Below are 23,653 nucleotides of genomic sequence, written 5' to 3'. Positions count from 1 at the left end.
CAAATTATGCCAAGTGGTAACCCCTTCTCTTGGAGGTTCGTAGCACCGCTGTACATGGGGTCCACGCTCAACCCAATCAATAGCTCGATGATCGCCACTGCACTAGTGCCGATTGCTGCATTTATGCATGTTTCAGCGGCTCAAACCACAATACTCGTGACGGTTCTCTATCTAGCGAGTTCGATTGCTCAGCCTACTGCCGGAAAGCTTTCAGAAGAATTTGGTCCCCGTCGGGTATTTCTTGCGGGAATCCTTATGGTACTTTTGGGAGGTTTGCTGGGAGGTTTTGGACGTGACTCGACAATGCTGGTCGTATCACGAATTCTTATCGGCATTGGAACTTCCACTGCCTATCCATCGGCTATGCTCCTGATTCGTCGACGTGCAGAATCGTCCGGGATGTCGAAGCCGCCTGGAAACGTACTGGGCGCGCTTCAGATTGCGGGAGTTGTCACGAGCGCTGTGGGACTCCCGATTGGTGGTGTACTCGTGGATGCGTGGGGATGGCGAACAACGTTTCTAGTTAATATCCCCTTTGCACTTGTCGCGCTGGTCATGGCTACGTTTTGGATTCCGAAGGATGTAAAGATGAAGGGAACAAAGACAGTACGGGAGATCTCATCACGCATCGACATTACCGGCGTCGCTCTATTCGCTGTAACCATCGCCGCACTCATGGCATTCCTGTTCTCATTGCCTCGACCCGAGTGGAGCGTCCTCGGTCTGTCCGTTGTGTTGGGCATTTTGCTTATCTGGTGGGAGTTGCGAGCAAAACATCCTTTCATCGATGTACGTATGCTCGCCTCGAACCTAGCGCTCACTCGTACCTATGTACGGTTTGCATCTCTGATGTTGTGCCTTTATACCGTACTGTATGGCGTCACTGAGTGGATCGGTGCGGCACGCGGAACGTCCGCACTTGAAGCCGGACTTCTAATACTACCAATGAGCGTACTTTCGGCTTTGGTAGTAGGTCCAATTTCAAAACGGAACTTGGTTCGTGGACCGCTCATTGTTGCTGCGGGGTCCTGCATTGTTGCCTCCATTGGGGTACTCTTTCTCACAACGACTACGCCAATTATTTGGATTTTGCTTATCACCCTAATCTTCGGTGTCACGATGGGTACAATGTCCAGCAGTAACCAAACCGCGTTGTACATGCAGGTTTCTGCAGACCAGATTGGTACAGCTTCGGGTCTCTTCCGTACGTTCGGGTATATTGGTTCTATTGCTTCCTCCGCGTTAATCGGCATTGTTTTTCGGACGAAGGTTTCAGATAGCGGTCTGCATCACATTGCGATCATAATGATCGCGGTAAGCGTCATCGCACTGGTCATGACCAGTGCCGACCGTCGACTTAAGGTGATAAACCAAGAAGCATCAAGTGCTACATCCTGAATAACGGGGACCTATGCAACATTTGCAAACGAAAATAATTAAGAGGGTGGCTTTGTTATGCAAATTAAATGGTTTGGTCAATCTTCGTTTTTACTGACTTCAGAAGCGGGTGTGCGCATTCTGATAGACCCATTTGACCGAATGCTCGGATACAAGATGCCGAAACCAATTGAAACGGAGATCGTTGCCGTTACACATAACCATGGGGATCACAATAAAATTCAGGTGGCTACCGGCGACTATCTGCTGGTCAATGAGCCAAAAGAATATCACCGAGATGGCGTATCCATTAAGGGATTCAAGACTTACCATGACAAAGTAAACGGAAAAAAGAGAGGCGAGAACATTGTCTTCCGTTTTATCGTGGATGGTTTGACAATCTGTCATTGCGGAGATTTAGGTCATTTGTTGACAGAGGAGCAAGTCAAAGACATTGGCAACGTGGACATTCTCATGATCCCGGTTGGAGGCAAAATGACCTTAAACGGAGAGGACGGCGCAAAAGTGATGCAACAACTTAAACCCACTGTCACGATTCCCATGCATTACCGAACGAAGGCACTGTCCCTTCTTGGGGTGCTGCTATTCGATAAAGTAGATCGATTCATCGAAGCTGCGGGTCAGCGGGCGACCGAAGTGAGAATATTAGACATTAATACAGCAAGCTTGTCGCAATATTCCGGCGTTGTCGCTATGCAGTATCAGTGAAATCGTAAGATTGGTTTTGGGACGGGAACCCATAAACTGCCGCTATTAGCCCACTGCTGCCGGAGAAGAACAGAGAAAAGCGCAACATTACGAACGGCGTATCAACTACGCCGTTTTGTGTGCAATTAAACGTCCGGTTTGAAAAGCGTCTTCAAGATTTTTCCCCTCATCATTCTGGGTAAAACCTGTAAACTTGAAACGTAAGCTTACAGCTAAAAACTGCGTGCTATATGTACGGCATGGGTGACCTTATATCTACAGGGATAATTATAAATAGAGTTAATCGCTTCTCGTTGTGCTTTCCAGGCGTATGACTTCCTGTAAAAGACTTCTGCCAACATTCTATGAAAACGTACCGACGTGGAGATAGAATTGGGCGCTAGGATACGCAAGTCGTTCTTTCATAAAAATGGATGCGTATGATATGGTTTCAAACAAGTTTCGAAGGAGGGACGTGACAAGATGATGTAAGTAGTGCAATCGATGCAAATGTTGCAATGGAAACATTCCGCTTGCATTTTGTACTCTCGGGCGTGGATTCAACTATAGCCACTGGTGGCTATCAAAAGAGTTCGCCCAAGGGAAAAAAGCAGATAAATTCTTGGCGGAAAATGAAAATGCGTCGGGTTTTGATTTTTATGTTCCGAGTTCCTCTCGTTAAATTCCCTCTGACAAGCTATATGGGCAAATCATTTTCGAGTCGTGGGTGTAATAAACTAAAGGCTTTGTTTTAAGATACTGTTTCCTAGTAAACTCGTGTCCCTCTTAAAGAGGAGCGTGTTACTGTAGCTCACAGGTTTTATTGCTTTATAGGACACACGCCGCGTCGCGACTGAAGACTCCCCCATATCGTAAATTACGTTGGTTTGAGGGAGGTGAGCTTCATGATGATGCACCATGCAAGAAGGCTAGTTGGACAAAGGGTCATAGCCCGTCATGTGGATGGGACAGTGTATCATGGTGTTTTACATTCAGTGGATGGTCGGGGGATTTACCTGATGAATGCAAGGGGATTTCGTTCGGCATCTGGAGAACTGAGTACGCCAACTGTCGAACATGCAATAGCAGATGCCGATAGCAATAAAGATGTGTCGGAAGCTTTCTTCCCATTCTTCTTCCTTGCATGGGCAGCACTCGCAGGCTTAGCCGCTGCTGCCACTTATCCTTATTGGTACTATCCCTACGGGTACTATTACTGACTTGGTACGTTCCTCGTAAAGAGAGGCGGTTTTTTTGTGTCTTATAAGCGAGACTGACTTCAGACAAAAGCCGCCTCACTACTGAACGTCCAGCCATACGCTACATTGTATTTGGTTGGGATGGGAGGTGACTGGAATGTACGATGGTTGTTTTGGTGGTTACACCCGATGGGCAGTCGTTTTCTTGATTATCTTCGTGCTGTTCATCCTCCTAGTTCCTTATGGTGGCGGATACGCCTACTAAACAAGCAACTTTATCTGGTCAATTTCCATTGAAGTGGAGGTGACAAGAATGTACGATGGAGCATTCGGTATTTACACCCGATGGGCTGTTGTTTTCTTGATTATCTTTGTCCTGTTCTTCCTTCTCGTTCCGTATGGCTACGGATATGCAAAGTCCTGCGCGACAACACCCGTGTACTAATGTAACAGTAGGGACAAAATGTCCCATTCCGGGGGAGGAAAACTACAGGAAAGAGTCCGCGCAATTTGGGCGGGCTCTTTTTTAGTCCCAAGCTTTGTAGACGAACCATTCCCTCCGACATGTTCGAAGTCCAGAAAGAAGAACTCCTCGTCATCACACGAAACATGGTTCTGACGCAGTACAAGGTCCTCGATAGTGAATCACCTCTTATCGAATATCGATATTAAGGTATCACATTAATTGCAATACTTTAAGAATAGACCGGAGCGAACAGCTTGTTGAACATAAGGTGGCTTTAGTCAATAATCGAGCAACTACTTAATGCAGTTTTTCACGGTCCTTGCCTCGGTCACTTGAAGTTTTTTCCCCTGATCAATACGGATAAAACCTGTAAACTTGAAACGTAAGCTAACCGACAAACTGCGTGCGATATGTACGTAATGGGTGACCTTGAACCGACCCCTCACAGGACAAAGGAACTGATAATTCTTAAACTAACAGGCATGAATGCGCCATAGCGAGTCTACTAGATATAACTGGGAAAGTGAACTGACTTGGACTACCCGATAGGGGTATGCCTATTGAGAGGTTAATCATCCCAAGGGGAATTTAATACGAGATCGCAAAAATCGATACGCTTGAATCCGGGGAGCAAGCATGAGCACACATCTTCGTTAATATTACCGAATGTCGTTTCCGGCTTGTGTGCGAAACCTTTTAAAAATACAGGAAGAATCTTATACTTGAATCCATCACGGGGATAAGTCGCCACTACCTGTTCGCGCTCGGCTGCAGAGAGTCTGTGAAAGTTCTCACCCATTACATCATAACCAACCCCGGAATAGACGAGTGCTACTTCAGGCTCCTTATATTGGGGAATGCCGATCGTCGTGTGCAGTGCAATGGAATCCCACACAAGTTGAATCGACTGTTTTGGAACGTCGTGTAATTCGAGGAAACAACGGGCTGCGTTCGCACTATCAACTTCAAATCGTTTGTTCCGACTACGAAATCTCTTGGTCAGCCCAAGGTCGTGAAAAATTGCACCAATATAAAGCAATTCAGCATCGTATTTCAATCCGCATTTTTGACCCTGTAACGCTCCAAAGAGGTAAACGCGGTGTGAATGGTTCCAGAGTAGAGAGCTCCCGTTCTCACGTAGTATCTCTGCCGCTTCCGTACACAACTTGCTATCTGGGACATCAATACCGGAGATCTGTTTTCCCACGACACTTATTCCTCCTCTAGTGACATTTATTATTACGCTCTAACGTGTATGGAATATGCGGGACGACCAATCAATCGATCTGGACTGACCAGAAGTGATGATCTTTTTTGGTTCGGGGGATCGATGGATCTATCAAATCAGAGTAACAAAATGCCGATCTATTTGGGAATCTACTTGAACTTTTGGGGGGCATTAGCGCAAGAAGCGTTATCGAACTCTGGGCAACACAGTTCACAAGAACGAGGGACGGTGGGGGCAGGGACTCATCTTCTGCAAGCTCGTTCCTGACACGTATTTCCATGCGCATAACCCTGACAGAACCTTTAAAATCAAGACAAGTAACACATTTTAAAACTGCGTGCTATATGTACGTAATGGGTGACCTTGAACCCACATTTCACAGGAAAAAAGTACAGATTATTCTTAAATAAACAGGAGCGAATGTCTAATATCTGCATCGCTCCTTATTCAGCTAGTCATAATGAACGACACCGGCTCCGTTTCGCACATCGTGGTTTACACTGAAGTTAGGAGAACAGTGCAGATCCACATACGAAGGGAGCCGATACTATGAAGACTATCACAAAGTTTGTAGGTTTGGATGTGTCTAAGGAAAGCATCGCAGTTGCGGTAGCAGACGAGGGCCGTGGTGAACCGAGATATATCGGAATGTTCCCTCATACGGTGGAAGCTGTAAGAAGCCTGGTACATAGATTGGCTTCAGATGGCGTCGAACTGGAGTTTTGTTACGAAGCTGGGCCGACAGGCTATGGACTGTATCGACTACTGCGCGCAATGGACATGCCGTGTACCGTTGTCGCACCATCCCTCATTCCAGTTCGCCAAGGAGACCGAGTGAAGACAGACAAGCGAGATGCGTTGAGATTGGCACAGTTGTTCCGTGCTGGTGAATTGGTTGCAGTCTTTGTCCCGAATGAGGAAAACGAGTCATTACGGGATTTAGTGCGGGCACGGGAAGATGCGGTGGAAGACCGTACACGGGCAAGGCATCGGCTATCCAAGTTCCTACTCAGACACAATCGGCGTCCTGAAACTAAACTTAGTGCTTGGGGAGCTATGTATCGTCGGTGGTTGGACGGTCTAAAATGGACGGATCGTCGAGAGCAAGTGGTGTACCAGGAGTATTTGCATCATTTAGACGAGATTGAGGGACGTCTCAAACGTCTTGAGGCAGCTATACACTTGGAGGCTGTGTATGGTCAAATAAAAATGGAGGTTTCGATCATCAGAAATTCCCTGATCTAATCATTAAGAAATCCTTGCTGATGTCATCAGGAAATCCCTGATCTGATCTGGAAATTTCCCTGGTGTATCTCTCCTAATTGTGTCATTTGCTTCTTACAATCCTCTTTGTAGAAATGCGAGGAGGAGAAAGGATGACGATGAGTATGGAGCAGATTCACCGGATCAAGGAACTGCAACTCCAAGAGAAAGGAGCGTATCAGATTGCAAAGGAATTGGGGCTAGATCCCAAGACCGTTCGGAAATACATGAAGCAGGAGGACTTCTCCCCAAGGCTGCCTGTGCCAGTGTCTAAGCCATCCAAGTTGGATCCCTACAAGCCAACCATTGATGCATGGCTTCTTCAAGATGCTAAAAATCGGTACAAGCAACGTCATACGGGGAAGCGAGTATATGACCGACTCGTGAAAAAGTTTCCGGAGTTCAACTGTTCGTACCCGACCGTGAACCGATACGTGACCGCATTTCGTCAACGCCAGCACCTTAGTAAGAAGGGCTATCTTGAACTTCAGTGGCATCCTGGAGAGGCTCAGGCTGATTTTGGTGAATGTGATGTGATTGTAAACGGCGTGCGACGCGTTACGAAGTATCTGGTGGTATCTTTCCCGCATAGCAATGCAGGATTTGTTCAGTGCTTTCTCGGTGAAACTGCTGAATGCTTATGCCAAGGATTAATGGACGTCTTTTATCATATTGAGGGTGTTCCGTCACGACTTGTGATTGACAATGCCACAGCAGCCGGCAGGCGAATTGGAGAGCTAGTTCGCCTTACACAGTTGTTTAAGCGATTCCAAGCCCATTTCGGATTTGAGATTACATTCTGCAATCCGAATAGCGGTCATGAAAAAGGAAATGTGGAGAACAAGGTTGGTTACGCTCGGAGAAATTACATGGTTCCCCTACCATCCAAAGTGTCATTGCATGAGTGGAACACTGAATTATTCGAACTATGCGATTTGGATAATAGCCGCGAGCACTACAAGAAAGGAGTACCTATCTGCGAGTTGTTTGAGAAGGACAAGGAAGCCATGCGAGCACTCCCAAACGCGCCGTTTGAATCTTGCCGATATGGGCATGTAAAGACCAACGGCTATGGCAAGTTCATACTTGATGGCAAGCACACTTATTCTTCCTCGCCGCTGTATGCAGACCGGGAGATTATTGTCCGGATCGGCGCACATTTCATTGAACCACTTGATGAAGCGGGTGACGTTATCTCTCGCCACGAAAGGGAGTTCGGTACAGAGCGGACAGACACAGTCGACTGGTTAACGATGCTAGATCAATTGATTGTAAAACCAGGAGCATGGCGAAACAGCCTGATGCGTAGCCAAATGTCCTACGAGGTTCGTGATTACATGGATGAGCAGGACAGGAGTGGGTTACGGCAAGCGTTACGCCTCATGAAGGATTTGTCTAACCAATATGGCTTGGACGTTGCGGTGACTTCGATACAGGAAGCAATTGTTCGCAAACGCACACAAGGCATTGAGGTCAATGCAGCAGTTGTTGCGGCTCGGATTGCTCACTACGGTCTGGATACGCCAGGGGAGCCTGGACCCGACATGAGCCAGTATGATGTTTTACTACCCGCATTCGGAGGTGAAGTGCATGGACCGCAGTGAGATACGACTAGAAATCTCACAATACTGCCGACAATTAATCCTGAGTCAGAATGCGGTACGGTTATGCGATTTAGAAGCTACGCCAAGACAGGAGGAGTTTCTACATAAGGTGTTCCGGGAGGAATTGGAGCACCGCGAGCGTCAGCGGAGAATTCGTTTATTTCAACGAGCTGCGTTCCCTGTACGAAAAACGCTGGAGGGGTACGAATTCAGTTCACTTCGCCTGCCCTCTACCTTGTCCCTGGATGAACTGACTTCGTGTCAGTTTGTCCAGGAGAAAAAGAACCTCGTTCTGTATGGTCCTGTCGGCACTGGTAAGACACACCTTGCCATTGCCTTAGGAACGAAAGCGTGTGAGATGGGAATTGTTACGAGGTTTTTCACCGCAGCATCCCTGGTGACACGACTGAGCGAGAGCAAACGCGCTGGATCTTTAGAACGCATAATGAAGGAACTAGAAAAGGCTCAGCTTGTGGTCATTGATGAGTGGGGTTACCTTCCGATGGACCGTGAAGAGGCGCAGCTATTATTTCAAGTGGTTGCAGCTAGTTACGAGAGACGAAGTTTGGTGATCACCACGAATCTGGAGTTCTCCAAATGGGGCGGTATTTTCACGGATGACCAGATGGCTGCTGCAATGATTGACCGTCTGGCGCACCATGGACAACTTGTTGTGTTTGAGGGAGAAAGCTACCGACTAAAACACGCATTGATGCGGCAAAAATGACCCAAACAGAACTGGAAATACACCAGGGAATTCTCGTGATAATACCAGGGGATTTTAGTTGATCACACCAGGGAAAAATCGATGATTACACCAAGGAAAAAGTGATGATAAAACCAGGGAAATCTTCTTGACAAAACACAGGAGGCAACGGAAAGCGAGAGAGCTCCAGTGATTCAGGGTAACCAACCCACGGATATCAGTGTGCCAACCGTCGACGAACCTTGCCTTCCGTCTGGGCTTTCAACCCCATCACGACACGGGGCTTGACGGTGTCGTTCATATCAACGGGGGCGAATGTCGAAGAAGGACTTGGACTCTCCGATACATAAATATACAGTATTGGTTCGGAACTGTTACTGCGTTAGCGGGCAGTAATACGCAAGATGGATATCGATGTCATCTCTCATTGTGGGGAGGATGAGGTAAATGCGATTTCTATGGAGACGTAAGAAACATCTTAAATCTAATGAACAGGAAACCAACAACCTAAAAGAGAGTGAGAACAATACACATAAGGAAACTCATTTTACTGAAGATCAAGGGGTTCCTCCCGAAGCAATTGTAACAAAACAACCCAAGCGCATTGATTATGTCCAGGATAAGAATTGGATTGATAAGGTAATTATGGATTATCAAAACCAAGGCGGATTTGATAACTTACCAGGCAAGGGTAAACCTCTTAGCATTGATCCTAACACTGACGCATTTTCGGGTATTTTAAAAAACGCAGGAGCTGTACCCCCGTGGCTAGCCTTACAACATGAAATTCGTAGTGATATTCAACGAGTAATATCTTTAATGGATTCTCAACAGAATTTTGATTTAGACACCGCGATTAAGGACATCAACGTCAAGATACACAAATTTAATGCACAGTGTCCTAGTTCATATCTTCAGAAAAGGACTATTTCCTCACATAATATAGTTAAATTATATGAGGAATGGAAGTGAAATGACCATAGAAGGGGTACCGCCAACAAAACGCGAAAAACGTACGCTAAGACAATTTATGGCTATAAAAAGCCATACTTCCGTACGCTAAGAAGTTTAGACTTTGGTTGATCAGAGAGTGTATAGGTCATGTACATCGAAATGAGGTAGACACTGTTGGGCGAATCCAGTACGAATTTAATTACTGAATCGCGGGCTCATCTGTGGAAGCACATGGACTTCATGAAACTCTGGTTCGGTCAAACAATATCGGAATTTGGCTCACAGGTCACTGGGTTAGCACTTCCACTGACCGCTGTTCTATTTTTACATGCAACAGCAAATGAGATGGGGATTCTGAAAGCACTACAAAGTGTACCGTTTCTCTTTGCGTTCTTTGCAGGAGTTTTATCTGACCGAGTTCGGCGTCGTCCGTTGCTAGTAATCGCCGATTCCGGACGTTTTGTTTTACTCAGCTTAATTCCACTTGTAGTTCTTTTCCATGGTCTAAAGATGTGGGTCCTGTTCGCAGTGGTCTTTGGCGTTGGCTGCTTGACCGTCTTGTTCGATATTTCCTATCAAAGCTATCTGCCAAGTGTCGTTACAAGTTCCGCACTCGTGGAAGGAAACAGCAAGCTAGAGACTACAAGAGCGGTCAGTGGAATTGTAGGACCTGCAATAACGGGTGTTCTGGTTCAATGGTTGACAGCACCATTTGCATTGCTTGTCGATGCAGGGTCGTACCTTGTGTCAGTATTGTCTCTCGTATCAATTCGCAGCCCAGAGACTGTACCAACATCGCCGAATGAGCAGAAAATCTGGATGCAAATCCGTGAAGGACTGACATTTGTAGTGCGGCACTCATTTTTGCGTTCAATTGTGATCACAACAGCTCTTGGTAATTTCTTTTCATTCGGTGTTACGGGAGCGGTCATGGTGTTGTTTGCCGTTCGTGGCATCGGTATGAACGCTTCATTATTGGGTGTCGTGTATGCTCTAGACGCAATTGGTGCAGCAGCCGGGGCATTCACGGGAGGACGCTTGGGTAAATCTGTGGGAGTTGGTTGGGCAATTATCATTGCTCAGATATCGTCCACCATAGGGGGATTGCTCCTACCTCTTGCACATCGTCCAGTTCTGGTGGGTTTCTCTTTTTATGTAGCCTCTGGTGTACTAATTAGTTTTGGGGCAGTCGCATACAACGTAAATCAAGTTAGTGCACGTCAAGCTATTACACCGCCTCATCTCTTAGGGCGAATGACCGCTAGTGTGCGATTTATCATATGGGGGATAATTCCGTTCGGTTCTCTCGTCGGCGGAATCTTAGGTTCACATATTGGCTTGCGATCGACACTCGCAATATCTGCGATTGGTGGGATTTTGCCCGTGTTATGGGCTGTCTTTTCGTCAATTAGATCGATGAAAAGTGTCGAGGTTTCCTCCTGACCGCTTAGCGTGCATAAGAGCAGAATCTGATGCCTAGAAATTGTCTTAGCGTACGTTTTTCGCGTTTTGTTGGCGGTACCCCTAGAATAGAGTTTTTGTAAAGGGGACTAGTTTAACAAGACCCTGTTCAACATTTGGATAAAATACAACAGAGAGTATAATTGGTCTGAAGTCTTCGCCCTTCTAACTGCGTCACTTCGACGAGCTGGTATACATCTTTATTTTTCGGCTCGTCGCGATATCAGACTCGCTATCACCTTCAGTATACGACTTTTAATTTAAGGGGCTAATTGAGCGATTTTCCGCAATCATTTCAGCCCGTGCAAAGGGATGAATCGTGTGGCGACCAACAACGGTCGCTTTTTTGTATACAATCAAAAATCATCACGAAATTTACCCATACCCAGTCGGAGAATCCGATAGAGTCTAGGAAAAGCTAATAACGATAACGAAGGTATAATTAACACTTGGAGGTATAGCTCAATGTACCAGAAAGTACTGTTATCCGGAATTGTATTAACTTGTTGTGTTGGTTTAAGCGGCTGTTCGGCTGATGCATCCATAACACCTGCAAAAACAGCAACATCCGCAACATCCCCAATAACCGCAACGACGACAAAAACAGCAACATCTTCAGCATCCGCAATAACTTGGATTCCCGAACCTGGGTCAGCCGCAAAACCGTGGGTAAATGCTATTGATTCAGCCAGATCTATGGTTTATCTCAACGAATACCTCGTTACCGATAAGCCCATAGTAGAAGCACTTATATCAGCTGCTAACAGAGGCGTGGACGTGAAAGTGATCGCAGACGCCCATCCGTACGACGACTCCAGCGCCGTAACACAGGAACGCGCAGAATTCGCAAAAACAAAAGTACAGATAAAATTATGGTCACCATCAGCGAATAGTTTCGACCATGCAAAGTACATGGTTGTGGACGGAGAAACAGCAATCGTTGGATCGGCTAACGCTGCCTATTCAGCGATGGAAGGTGGCAGTAACCTTGAGGGCGATGTCGCCGTAAACGGCGGAACGGTTCCAATTACGTTGTCCCAACTGTTCACCGCGGACTGGTCAGGGAAATCCGTGTCTTCTCCAAAATACCCATTGATTGTCTCACCTGGTTCGGAATCAGGAATCTTAAGTTTGCTTAAGCAAACAGAGGCGGTATCTGTGGCTTCAGAGGAATTAGGAAGCGACCAGGCAATACTTCAAGCGATGGAACAGAAGGGAACAGAACTTAGGTTACTCCTACCAACGTCCATATCGTCAAGTGACATGAACAATGCACGTACACTCGCGGCGCATGGCGTTCAGGTGAGAATACTCAAAAGCCCATATGTGCACGCGAAAGTCATAATATCGGACTCGAAGTTGTTTGTCGGCAGCGAAAACTTAACAACGACATCCTTGAACGAGAATCGGGAAGTTGGCATTGTTGTAGACGATGAGTCGGTGGTCAATCAAGCAACCACGTGGTTCTCGACATACTGGTCCAAGGCGACGCCACTGAATGCGATGTACAGTGCAGGTACGGAAACGAAAACGAAAACGAAAGCCAGCTCGTACCCGTATCTGTCTCTTGGATTGACGGAGAGTCAAGTGAAAGCAAAATGGGGTAATCCATCGAGCGTGAGTCATACGACGTACCACGGAGCACCGGAAACGGTCTGGCACTGCCTAGGTGGAGACGTGTGCTACTTCAATTCGAGTGGTCGTCTTGTGTATATAAAGCGTTAAGATTGCAAGGAGGATCACTTAATCGATACACCCCCAAATGGGAGTGGTTATTGTAGTGGTCACCCGACTAAAATGCTTGTTGAAACTCTTGTCAACTAACGTTCACCGAGTTACAGTGGGCGAGTGGCGAAGGGGATATAGTGGTGGTTATTCTAGCTGGAATGATTGGGGTAGGAAAGTCTACTGTTGCAGAAGCAATCGGAGAGCATTTAGGTTCACAAGTGTTCTTCGAGTCTGTTGATGATAACCGCATCCTTGAACTTTTCTACCGGGACAAGAAACGGTGGGCATTTACCCTTCAAGTATACTTTTTAAACACACGTTTCCGTTCTATCAAGGCGGCACTGAGACATAAGGATAACGTTCTTGACCGCAGTATCTACGAGGACGCCTTGTTCACCAGAATCAACTACGAGGAAGGTAACATCTCCGATGTCGAAATGGACACGTATCTTCACCTGTTGGACAACATGATGGTCGTGATTGAAGAAACCGAAAAAGGACGACCCGACCTGTTGGTGTATTTACATGGTTCGTTCGATACGATTATGCACCGTATCCGAAAACGTGGACGTGAATACGAGCAGTCACCAGAACTGGTTGATTATCTGAAACATCTGCATGCCGGATATGCCAACTGGATAAAGGAATACGATAAATCCCCCGTGTTGATTATCGACATTGACAGATACGACATTGAACGTTCAGACGACAAAGCGGCTGTCCTGCGGATGGTCGACGGCAAACTTTCCGAGTTGTCATCAGAGTTTTCGGATCCCCCAAAATAGATCGGGTGTGCGGTAAGTTTTCACAACCCAAAGACTTAAGCGATACGACAAAATAAGTGAATCCCTCAAAGGATTGCCCTGTTTACGGGTTCCTAAAGAGGAAATATCTTGATCGAATGGTTTCCGCATAGAAATTCACGGGTGCAGCACAAGTCATTTGCTGCGTTAACAGGCAGCATTAGTTGAAGATACGGAATGAAACGACGTACCTTTACGCATAAACAAATAATGGGGGTGAAAGTAATGCCAACTATCCCACTCAGAGATAGGCTTTCTCGTATTACGCTATCTTGTTTCGGATTTCCATTAACGTTACGTGAGCAGTCCAAAATGAGGTCAGAGTTGAGACATTTTACACCTCCAGGGCAATTAATCGATATTGGTTCCCGGAAAATGCACGCAATTGTTTCGGGCAAAGGTTCCTGCACAGTAATTTTAGAATCAGGTATGGGCGGTTGTGCTGTAGAGTGGTGTTTAGTACAACCCGAAGTATCAAAATTCGCAACGGTAGTTTCTTATGATAGGGCAGGGTTTGGATGGAGTGTTCAGGGACGAAAAACGGCGACTTGTAGAGATTACAATAATGATTTGCGACGAATGCTGCAGTCAATAGGCTTACAACCACCGTACGTTTTGGTAGGTCACTCCTTCGGCGGAATGAACATGCAACTTTTTGCCTCTGAATATCCGAATGAAGTTTCAGGTTTGATACTGGTCGATTCAACGCATCACGATAGGTACGTACCTGAAAGTTGGAACGAAGCGAGGCGACTTCAATACAACGAAGCGTTGAAACAGTATCGATTGGGATATTTGTTGTCACCACTTGGTGTTCCTAGAAAGAAGCGAATGCACATTGGAACACGGAGGTTACCGCCAGATCAGCAACAAGCTGTAACGGCTCTTGGATATCGTAGCAACTCATTTCAGGCGGTATATCAGGAATTTCTCGACTCAATTGAGAGTGGAATGCAACTTAAAAGTATGAATGGATTAAGAACGGATTTGCCAGTAATCGTGATTTCTGCAGGAAAACAGGATGACGATTGGAAGAGACAACAAGAAGGGTTGAAAGGACTCACGAAGAACACGAAGCAAATCGTTGTGGAGGATAGCCCTCATGCCATTCATATTCAGCGACCCGATGTAATAATTGGTGCTATTAAAAAATTGATTGATGTGAATGGTGAATCCAAGTAATGCTTCCCGGTGTCGTAATTTTGTAACTGTTTTGTCGCTAGTCATAATGAACGACACCGGCTCCGTTTCGCACATCGTGGTTTACACTGAAGTTAGGAGAACAGTGCAGATCCACATACGAAGGGAGCCGATACTATGAAGACTATCACAAAGTTTGTAGGTTTGGATGTGTCTAAGGAAAGCATCGCAGTTGCGGTAGCAGACGAGGGCCGTGGTGAACCGAGATATATCGGAATGTTCCCTCATACGGTGGAAGCTGTAAGGAGCCTGGTACATAGATTGGCTTCAGATGGCGTCGAACTGGAGTTTTGTTACGAAGCTGGGCCGACAGGCTATGGACTGTATCGACTACTGCGCGCAATGGACATGCCGTGTACCGTTGTCGCACCATCCCTCATTCCAGTTCGCCAAGGAGACCGAGTGAAGACAGACAAGCGAGATGCGTTGAGATTGGCACAGTTGTTCCGTGCTGGTGAATTGGTTGCAGTCTTTGTCCCGAATGAGGAAAACGAGTCATTACGGGATTTAGTGCGGGCACGGGAAGATGCGGTGGAAGACCGTACACGGGCAAGGCATCGGCTATCCAAGTTCCTACTCAGACACAATCGGCGTCCTGAAACTAAACTTAGTGCTTGGGGAGCTATGCATCGTCGGTGGTTGGACGGTCTCAAATGGGCGGATCGCCGAGAACAAGTGGTGTACCAGGAGTATTTGCATCCTTAGACGAGATTGAGGGACGTCTCAAACGTCTTGAGGCAGCTATACACTTGGAGGCAACGGAAAGCGAGAGAGCTCCAGTGATTCAGGCTTTGCAAACACTGAAGGGTGTTGCAGAGGTCATCGCAACCTCTTTGGTCGCTGAGGTTGGGGAGTTTCGTCGTTTCCGGAATCCAAAGCAGTTAATGGCGTATGCTGGATTGGTACCATCCGAGTATTCGAGTGGTGTATCTCGAAAGCAAGGTAGAATCACGAAGTCTGGGAATGCACATCTCAGACGGGTTCTTGGTGAGGCTGCCTGGTGTTACCGATATAAACCCGCCATTAAAGGAAAGATTCGAAAGCGGCAAGAAGGGCAGAGTCCCAAGGTACAGGACATTGCTTGGCGAGCACAGGACAGGCTTCATCGAAAGTATGTGAAGATGATATCACGAGGTAAGCATCACAATGTAGCCGTCACTTCAGTGGCAAGAGAATTGTTGGGATTTATATGGGCCATTGCTTGTGAGGCAGAGCGGCAGATGGAGACATCGACTGCAGTGTAACTTTTGTGGGATAGAACTGTAATAAAGAACGATTGTAGTTAGGGTTGAAGGTCGGGACTGAAGGCACAGGAATCCGGTACGGGGAAACCTCGTCCCCCTTTTGTGCAAGGTTCAGAACCTGACGCACGTGACTAGTCCGAGGTAGCCCCATGACGGAGGTACGAAATGTGGTAACCAACCCACGGATATCAGTGTGCCAACCGTCGACGAACCCTGCCTTCGGTCCGGGCTTTTAACCCCATCACGACACGGGGGTTGACGGTGTCGTTCATATCAAAGGGGGCATTCGTATTATGAGGTCAGCCAGTCATTTCTGGTTGACCTCTCTTTGTGTAGAGGTTTTCATTGCGGTAGCCGGGTAGAACGTTCGGGGGCGTGGGTCGATGAACACGTGAGCTAATCCGTTCACCCCCTACTTGTAGAAGCATGTTTGAGGCTGGTTGAGACATCGATCTCGTATCACAAGCGAAGCTATGCACTGCAAGATGGATAGGGGTTACCGGTATGACACATTAAAGGAGATGTTCACTTGAATCCAGTCATTGGTCTGGATGTAGCTAAAGGAGAAAGCATCGCTCAAGCATTCTTGGATAAAAGAACGCCTCATGGTAAACAGTTCACTGTCGTTCACACTCATGACGGTCTTGAAGACTTCCACGAGTTTTTACGGGAAGTCGAAGCAAAGTCAGGTCTGCAACCAACAATTATCCTTGAAGCGACTGGGCATTATCATGCACCGATCGTTCGATTCCTAGATGACCAGAATTATGTGTATATCATGGTAAATCCATTGATCGCGTACTCAGCCAAGAAATCCAGTCTGCGTAAGGTGAAGACCGACGCCGCAGACGCTTACAGCTTATGCGAGCTCTTCTACAAAGAGGATTTTGAGCCCTTCAAGAAGAGAGGACTGCAGCTCTTAAATCTACGTAGCCTAACCCGGCAACACGCTGCGATAACCCGACTATCTGTTCAGACCAAACTGCAATTCCAGGCTGTTTTGGACCACGTGTTTCCCGAATACAGAGGCGTGTTTGGCGACTTATATTCCAAAGTCTCATTACGGACATTGCTGGAATTCCCAACCGCTGACTCAGTGCTGAATGTAACGGAAGCAAAGCTGACCAAAAGAGTTTCAGAGTTATGTAAGAGTCGGTCGGAACGTTGGTCGAGAGAAAAGGCACGCGAAATCATTGCTGCCGCTACGCGTAACCCGTTCCGAAATGTTTTATTAGAGGGGTATCTGCTTAGTCTGAAGATGTACATCCAAATGATTCTTCAGTACCAAGAGCATCTATCCCACCTTGAAAAAACGATAGATGCCCTTGCCGAAGAGATTGAAGAATATAAGATTATCCAATCTATCCCCGGAGTCGGTGAAAAAATCGCTGCCACGATTATTTCAGAAATCGGAGAGATAGACCGGTTTAATCACCCAAAGAAGCTCGTCGCTTTTGCAGGCATAGATCCAAGCGTACACTCGTCTGGTAAGTTCACTGCAACCATCAATCGTATTACAAAGCGAGGTTCAAGCCGGTTACGACACAGCTTGTATTGTGCAGTCGAATGCGGCTTACGGAAAACCCGCAATAAAAGGCTTAAAACGTTCTACGACAAGAAACGTGCAGAAGGTAAACCTTACAAGCAAGCCGTGATCGCCTGCGTCAACAAACTGATTCACTGGATCTATGTGTTGCTAAAACGCAAAGAGCTTTTTGTAGATCTGAATTAACATCCAAATTAAAGATATTAAAGTAAAACCTTCCATCAAGATAAGGAAGGTTCTTTGCCCTGCTCATTTTAATCTAACACATGTACACAAATTTTTTAATCGGTAATCTTGACAAGCTATTAGCTGGATTAGTTAAACAGACCCTGTTCAACATTTGGATAAAATACAACAGAGAGTATAATTGGTCTGAAGTCTTCGCCCTTCTAACTGCGTCACTTCGACGAGCTGGTATACATCTTTTATCATGTTTGCTTTCCTTCTTTTCCACCAAGGCGAAGTATCAACCGCACCATAAGTTGTGAAAACATAAAAACTCGCAGTCATTAAAACTGAGTAGGCGTTATATAGTGGACCCGTAAAACTGGACATCGGATCGGAGGACAGTTGGGTTACACTATGGCTATGAAAAAACAGTATACGCCCGAATTCAAAGCTCAAGTCGTGAAAGAGATTCTCAAGGAAGAAAAGTCCATGGAACAGATTGCAGCGGAATACGGTGTCCATCCCGTTCAACTGAGCCAGTGGAAGAAGGTCACTATGGATAACCTCGCCAGCCTGTTCGTCGACGAGCGTAAGGCTGCCAAGGCACAGAAAGTGCAGGAACAGAAAATAGAGCGACTATATGCACAGGTCGGAAAGCTAACCACTCAACTTGAGTGGATCAAAAAAATCTGGCATCGACCCGGAGCAGAAATGAGCGCCTTGCCATGGTAGAGCGGGATAACGAGGATATCCCCTTGCGAGCCCAGGCTCAACTGTTGACTTTGAATCGTTCCAGCTTTTATTACAAGCCCGCCGAGCCTTCAGACGAAGAGGTGTGCTTCAAGCATCGGATTGACAAAATTTACACAGATTATCCGGTCTACGGCAGCCGCAGAATCACACAGCTACTGCGTCGTGAAGGCTGGGACATCAACCGCAAGCGTGTGCAACACTGCATGCGCGAGATGGGCATTGAGGGAATCCACCCCGGTCCCAATCTGAGCAAGCGAAACCTGAAACACAAGGTGTATCCGAAAGACCAATACCTGCCCATCTGGTTGGGGCGTCCCCATGTCATATAACTTCAATATCAAAGCTAACCCAACATCTAACCCAAGTGCTATGAGACTTATGACAGCCCAAGTGATATAGATTTCCAGTCGAGTCAGTCGCTTTGGCATAAACCAAACAACTAACAACACGATAATCACCTGAATGGTTGGACACCAGAACATGGGATTAATGACTCGCCGTCAGGGTATCAATTCCCCTTAGTTCATCCAATTGTTCAGTTTTTTGAACAGGAAGCGTAAAAGGGAGCTGAATAATCATATTCCTTGTTTTTTAATCCTCCAATTGAGCCAGCTACTGAAAGCGGCAATTAATCGAACGGAAGAGCGTACCCGGTTCAAGCTATATCGAATCAGTAGTGTAAATGCCTCAAGAAACAGGTTTGTAGTATGTATTCAACCCTGGATTTTCACCTTTGACGTCTGTCCAGTTTAGCGATTCCACGCATAATCAAACTTATTTTTACCTAAAATACCCAAAAACAGTTCCAACGAGGTGTCAGGTGAAAAAAGTCCGGGATATAAAGCCGTTGAAACCAAAATATCAAAGGACGTTAAACCGAGTTGAAGGCAACGATTCCCAAGGTGAGACGATGTTGAGCACCAGTCTCACGATAAACGAGCAATTGTTAAGGAACGTTTTTACCGAATGCTCTGATATTGTTTACCGATCTATAGATGTTCAAAGTTGCGTAAATTTGCTTGTTGTTTATATTGATGGTCTCGTTGATGCTAAGCATTTGGAGGAAACCATATTAAAGCCGCTTGTTTTTCAAGGACTGCCAAAAAATCAGACAGTCACAGATTTAGTAGGTTTTCTACAAAAACAGGTGATGCCACTTGGAGACACAAAGATTGTTTACACGTTACAAGATGTAGTTCAAAATGCTCTAAAAGGTGAAGTTTTGTTTCTCGTTGACGGACAAGCGCAAGTTCTAGTCGGGAGCATTAAGGGTTGGTCAAAGAGAAGTGTGGACGAACCCCAAACCGAACAAGTGATACGCGGACCACGCGAGGGGTTCATCGAAACGTTGCGAGTTAATACGAGTTTGATTCGGAGGAAAATTCGTAGCTCAAAGCTAAAAGTCGAGTCTTACACAGTTGGTAGATACACACAGACCGATGTAGCCATTTTATACATTGAGGGAGTAGCAACCGATCTCGTTTTTTAAACGAGGTTCGTGAACGCCTAAATCGGATTCAAATCGACGGAGTCTTAGAAACAGGATACATCGAGGATTTCATTGAAGACAAGCCGTATTCGCCATTTCCAACTGTGCAAAATACGGAGCGCCCGGATGTCGTCGCGGCAAGTCTGCTTGAAGGAAAAGTGGCGATTTTAGTGGATGGGACACCATTTGCGCTTATTGTACCACTGACCCTTATGTCTGCTTTAAACGCGAATGAAGACTATTATGAGCGTTCCTTTGTTTCTACCGCTATTCGATGGGTGCGGTTCGTTTTTGTACATATCGCCTTACTGTTACCTTCAATTTATGTGGCGCTTGTCTCTTATCAACAAGAAATGGTTCCAACCACATTTTTATTATCCATTGCTGCGGCTCAAGAAGCGACTCCTTTTCCGGCAATCGTTGAAGCCTTCGGAATGGAGTTTATGTTCGAGGGACTCCGAGAAGCTGGAGTTCGTTTACCAAAAGCGGTCGGTTCCGCTATCAGCATTGTGGGCGCTTTGGTGATCGGACAGGCAGCTGTTCAAGCAGGGATTGTGTCTGCTCCGATGGTGATTGTGGTAGCGACAACAGGCATCGCTACGTTTACAATTCCCCGCTTTAACGTAGGAATCGCTATCCGTCTTCTACGTTTCCCCATGCTTCTTTTGGCAGGCATGTTTGGATTTTATGGAATCACCATCGGAATGCTGGGGATTTTAGTCCATTTGACAACGCTTCGCTCCTTTGGCGTGCCGTATTTTGCACCGCTCGCGCCCCTTACTGCCCATGGTTTGAAAGATGTCTTTATAAGGGCTCCCTGGTGGGCGATGATTCGACGCCCAAATACAGCAGAATCCACGAATTCAGTTCGTGTTCCAAGTGGACAACAACCCTCCCCGAGAAGAGGAGAATAATGATGACTGGAAAGGAGAAAATCTCAACTTTTCAAGTCGCTATTTTAATCGTACCTGTCATCGTAGCAACAGAGATTTTTTCTGCTCCTGGAACTTCCGCTGAATACGCCAAGGAAGATGCGTGGATTTCTATTCTTTTGACAAGTGTAACGGGCGTTTGGTCCCTTTTTGTGATGTTGGCGTTGGCGATACGGTATCCAGGATTGACACCGATTGAATACAGCCAAGAAATTCTTGGAAAGTGGCTTGGAATATTGGTTGGATGGTATTACGTATTTGTTCTGTTCTGGTATCCAGCCACGATTTCGGATGAAATGATGAATTTTATCCGATTGTTCGCCAACCCAACAACGCCGAGAGTGGCTATTCTATTGTTATTCATCTTCGTTTGCGGTGCAGTGGTGTGGGCAGGCATTGAAGCCATTGCCAGGTGCGCGGAATTGATTGTTCCAATCAACATTATTTTCATTTTAATCACTTCGTTTTTACTGTTTGGGGACATGGAAGGAAAATACCTAAAACCAGTCTTAGGTCACGGACTGATTCCGGTTCTTCAGGGGGCTGTGGTGCCGTCTGCATGGACGGGTGAGTTTTTTATGATTGGGTTTTTGCTTCCCTTTGTTAAAAAATCAACTCAAGTACGAAGAGCAGGAGTTATTTCTTTAGGAATTGTCATGTTGCTTATGGTGTGGATTACGTTACAAAGCCTGACCGTAGATGGCGAAATCACGGGTAAAATGAACTATGCGTTTTATGCGGCGACCCGTTATGTGAGCATCGCTGATTTCTTTGAGCGAATCGACCCTGTGATTGTGGAAGCTTGGGTGTTTGGAGGATTTCTAAAAAATTCGGTGTTTTTATGGGCGCTTTGTATATCCGTTGCACAGCTTCTGGGGTATGAGAACTACCGAACATTGGTTGTACCCTTATCCTTGATGACCCTTGTTGCGTGTTTATGGTTCTATTCAAACGCTTTTGAGATGCAAGATTTTCTTAAGTATACATTCCCATCATGGGGCTTGATAAACCAAAACATCATTCCTACAATGCTCCTGATGGTCGATCTCGCACGACGCAGACGGAAGGCACAGTCGGCATGAAAAAGCTCGTACAAGGTCTCTTGATGCTGTTCCTTTGCATGATACTCACCGGGTGCTGGGATCGAAATGAGGTTAAAGATCTGGCGCTAGTGATGGCGACGGGAATCGATAAATCAGAACAAGGGGGTATCCGTGTTACGGATCAAATTGCCGTACCTTCTGCCGTGGGCGGAGGACAGTTAGGAGGAGGTTCTAAAGAACAGAAGAGTTTCGTAATTGAATCCGCAGAAGGGAAGGATATCAGTGATGCATCTCAAAAATTGCAGGATAGACTACCTCGGTTACTCTATAGCGCCCATCGACGAATCTTAATTATCGGAGAAGAGCAAGCACGCGATGGAATACAGGATATTCTTGATACGTACAGCCGCGATACACGCAATCGGCTTCGCAATTTGATTGTAGTTGCCAAGGGAGATACTGCCGAAAGCGTGTTACAGTCCAAAACGATTTTGGAACAAATACCGGGACAAGAACTCAAAAAACTACAAGATCGAGATTTTGGAACGAAAACGACCATGTTGGAGTTTCTAAATGAAATGGCGACCGAAGGAATTGTACCGATTGCAGGTGGGATTGAGAAACGAACAAGCGGGGATCAGAAATATTGGTTGTCGAGCACAGCAGTGTTTAAGCACGGGAAACTCGTTGGATATTTGGACGAGGAAGAAACTCGTGGGCTTCTTTGGGTAAAAGGAAAGATCCAACATGCGTACGTGACGGCAGATAATTTACCTAACAATAAAGGTACAGTCTCGATGTATGTGACGAGTGCATCCAGTCATATCCGTTACGCAGTAACAGGCAGGACAATTACGTTCAACATTGATCTGACAGGTCAAGGGGAGATCGTTGAGAACACAGCAAACCTCGATTTTCGTCGAGAAAAATCGCTTTCGATGGTGAACAAAGAGCTAAATAAAGCCGTGATGAGTTATGCAACAGCCTGTATTGATACTGCTCAAAAGGATCTGAAGGCAGATGTATTTGGATTAGGGGAAGAAATATACCGAAACAACCCAAGGTTGTGGCACGAAATTGGTCCCAGATGGGATGAACGTTTTCCAGATGTTAAAGTTTATGTTCATGTTCATTTAAATGCCATGGGACCCGGGACGACAGGAGGACCAATTCGGTCAGAAGGTGAGGCAGGGGGCTAACGATGTTAAAAATCGCACTGTTTCTCGTGTTAATTGCGATTGTATCGGTGAGGCAAGTCCTATCGCTTCGAAAACAGCGTCTCAAACGAGAGACATGGGGGTACATCGCTATCATGGTGCTTGTGACTATAATTGGCTCGGTGGAGATTATGGGAATAAAGTTACCGAGCCCCCTAACCCCGTTTGAAGTGCTATTCAATCCAATCGGGAAAGCGATTTTAAAGTAATAACTCCCTACAGGAACTTCATCATTCGTACCACGGATATACGGGGACCGGAACATAGACTACTTCTCTAACGAATGGCACAGGAAGTTTTTGTGACGTGGACGATTTTCGATGTCCTACTCTAAACCTGACAGGGGTAATGTCATTGTTTGACCAGGATAAATAACTTGACCAGCGCTCTCTGGCAATGTCTGAAACTTTCTCACCTCGTCGGACTCGATAATACATGGTTTCCCCTCCTCAGATCACTGATTCTCATTCCACCCTATGCAGGTATGTGCCGCTTTGCAACAAATGGTCTGGTTACGTTGCAAGGATCATCGCAGAGATCACTTTTCTTATACCCTTGTAAGAA

At 46.1% G+C, this 23,653-nt stretch carries 19 protein-coding genes and 2 pseudogenes; 20 read left to right on the top strand and 1 reads right to left on the bottom strand.

Going from position 1 to position 23,653, the window contains the following annotated elements; all coding sequences use genetic code 11:
* Positions 1-6: 6 nt before the first annotated feature.
* The 4 genes from NZD89_RS18255 (at position 7) to NZD89_RS18240 (ending at position 3,729) form a co-directional block, all read left to right on the top strand.
* Positions 7-1,398, top strand: a complete 1,392-nt coding sequence (locus tag NZD89_RS18255) for an MFS transporter (protein ID WP_268004200.1) — start codon at positions 7-9, stop codon at positions 1,396-1,398.
* 57 nt (positions 1,399-1,455) lie between these two features.
* Positions 1,456-2,106 carry an MBL fold metallo-hydrolase gene (locus NZD89_RS18250; protein WP_268004199.1) on the top strand — a complete coding sequence of 217 codons (651 nt, stop codon included), beginning with the start codon at positions 1,456-1,458 and terminating at the stop codon, positions 2,104-2,106.
* 884 nt (positions 2,107-2,990) lie between these two features.
* On the top strand, positions 2,991-3,305 hold the full coding sequence (locus NZD89_RS18245; protein WP_268004198.1) for an LSm family protein: 315 nt from the start codon (positions 2,991-2,993) through the stop codon (positions 3,303-3,305).
* Between the two features lie 292 nt (positions 3,306-3,597).
* Positions 3,598-3,729, top strand: coding sequence for a hypothetical protein (locus tag NZD89_RS18240; RefSeq protein ID WP_268004197.1), 132 nt, complete (start codon positions 3,598-3,600; stop codon positions 3,727-3,729).
* A 589-nt stretch (positions 3,730-4,318) separates the two neighbouring features.
* Here the strand turns inward: NZD89_RS18240 and NZD89_RS18235 are convergent.
* The gene (locus tag NZD89_RS18235; RefSeq protein WP_268004196.1) at positions 4,319-4,957 is read right to left on the bottom strand and encodes an HD domain-containing protein; all 639 of its coding nucleotides are present in this window, start codon (positions 4,955-4,957) and stop codon (positions 4,319-4,321) included.
* A gap of 570 nt (positions 4,958-5,527) precedes the next feature.
* On the opposite strand from NZD89_RS18235, the gene NZD89_RS18230 reads away from it, so the two are divergent.
* The 16 genes and pseudogenes from NZD89_RS18230 (at position 5,528) to NZD89_RS18145 (ending at position 23,298) form a co-directional block, all read left to right on the top strand.
* Complete coding sequence (locus NZD89_RS18230; RefSeq protein WP_268004195.1) at positions 5,528-6,223, top strand: IS110 family RNA-guided transposase; 696 nt, start codon at positions 5,528-5,530, stop codon at positions 6,221-6,223.
* A 131-nt stretch (positions 6,224-6,354) separates the two neighbouring features.
* Entirely contained in the window at positions 6,355-7,845 is a 1,491-nt protein-coding gene (gene istA, locus NZD89_RS18225; RefSeq protein WP_268004194.1) for an IS21 family transposase, read from the top strand.
* Positions 7,832-8,572, top strand: coding sequence for an IS21-like element helper ATPase IstB (istB, locus tag NZD89_RS18220; protein WP_268004193.1), 741 nt, complete (start codon positions 7,832-7,834; stop codon positions 8,570-8,572). Before istA ends, istB begins: the two co-directional genes overlap by 14 nt.
* A 426-nt stretch (positions 8,573-8,998) precedes the next feature.
* Positions 8,999-9,523, top strand: a complete 525-nt coding sequence (locus NZD89_RS18215; RefSeq protein WP_268004192.1) for a DnaJ family domain-containing protein — start codon at positions 8,999-9,001, stop codon at positions 9,521-9,523.
* Positions 9,524-9,679: 156 nt separating this feature from the next.
* Positions 9,680-10,948 carry an MFS transporter gene (locus tag NZD89_RS18210; protein WP_268004191.1) on the top strand — a complete coding sequence of 423 codons (1,269 nt, stop codon included), beginning with the start codon at positions 9,680-9,682 and terminating at the stop codon, positions 10,946-10,948.
* Positions 10,949-11,431: 483 nt separating this feature from the next.
* Complete coding sequence (locus tag NZD89_RS18205) at positions 11,432-12,691, top strand: phospholipase D-like domain-containing protein (protein WP_268004190.1); 1,260 nt, start codon at positions 11,432-11,434, stop codon at positions 12,689-12,691.
* Between the two features lie 161 nt (positions 12,692-12,852).
* Entirely contained in the window at positions 12,853-13,479 is a 627-nt protein-coding gene (locus NZD89_RS18200; RefSeq protein ID WP_431308728.1) for a deoxynucleoside kinase, read from the top strand.
* Positions 13,480-13,722: 243 nt separating this feature from the next.
* Entirely contained in the window at positions 13,723-14,679 is a 957-nt protein-coding gene (locus NZD89_RS18195) for an alpha/beta fold hydrolase (RefSeq protein WP_268004189.1), read from the top strand.
* Between the two features lie 135 nt (positions 14,680-14,814).
* Positions 14,815-15,941, top strand: a pseudogene (locus NZD89_RS30140) (IS110 family RNA-guided transposase).
* Between the two features lie 529 nt (positions 15,942-16,470).
* Positions 16,471-17,673, top strand: a complete 1,203-nt coding sequence (locus NZD89_RS18180) for an IS110 family RNA-guided transposase (RefSeq protein ID WP_268004186.1) — start codon at positions 16,471-16,473, stop codon at positions 17,671-17,673.
* A gap of 402 nt (positions 17,674-18,075) precedes the next feature.
* Positions 18,076-18,387 carry a transposase gene (locus tag NZD89_RS18175; RefSeq protein ID WP_268004185.1) on the top strand — a complete coding sequence of 104 codons (312 nt, stop codon included), beginning with the start codon at positions 18,076-18,078 and terminating at the stop codon, positions 18,385-18,387.
* Positions 18,381-18,737, top strand: coding sequence for an IS3 family transposase (locus NZD89_RS18170; protein WP_268004184.1), 357 nt, complete (start codon positions 18,381-18,383; stop codon positions 18,735-18,737). The genes NZD89_RS18175 and NZD89_RS18170 overlap by 7 nt, the downstream gene beginning before the upstream one ends.
* 491 nt (positions 18,738-19,228) lie before the next feature.
* A pseudogene (locus NZD89_RS30135) lies at positions 19,229-20,811 on the top strand (spore germination protein).
* Positions 20,811-21,911: a GerAB/ArcD/ProY family transporter gene (locus NZD89_RS18155; protein WP_268004182.1), complete on the top strand. Its 1,101-nt coding sequence runs from the start codon at positions 20,811-20,813 to the stop codon at positions 21,909-21,911. Before NZD89_RS30135 ends, NZD89_RS18155 begins: the two are co-directional and overlap by 1 nt.
* Positions 21,908-23,071 (top strand): Ger(x)C family spore germination protein, encoded by a 1,164-nt coding sequence (locus tag NZD89_RS18150; RefSeq protein WP_268004181.1) that lies wholly within the window; start codon positions 21,908-21,910, stop codon positions 23,069-23,071. The genes NZD89_RS18155 and NZD89_RS18150 overlap by 4 nt, the downstream gene beginning before the upstream one ends.
* A gap of 2 nt (positions 23,072-23,073) precedes the next feature.
* Complete coding sequence (locus NZD89_RS18145) at positions 23,074-23,298, top strand: hypothetical protein (protein WP_268004180.1); 225 nt, start codon at positions 23,074-23,076, stop codon at positions 23,296-23,298.
* The last annotated feature ends 355 nt before the right edge of the window (positions 23,299-23,653 follow it).

It is taken from the genome of Alicyclobacillus fastidiosus (genome assembly GCF_026651875.1).
GTDB classification, from domain to species: domain Bacteria; phylum Bacillota; class Bacilli; order Alicyclobacillales; family Alicyclobacillaceae; genus Alicyclobacillus; species Alicyclobacillus fastidiosus.
Note: the sequence above shows the minus strand (reverse complement) of the source record. Positions and strands in the feature narration are given on the sequence as shown.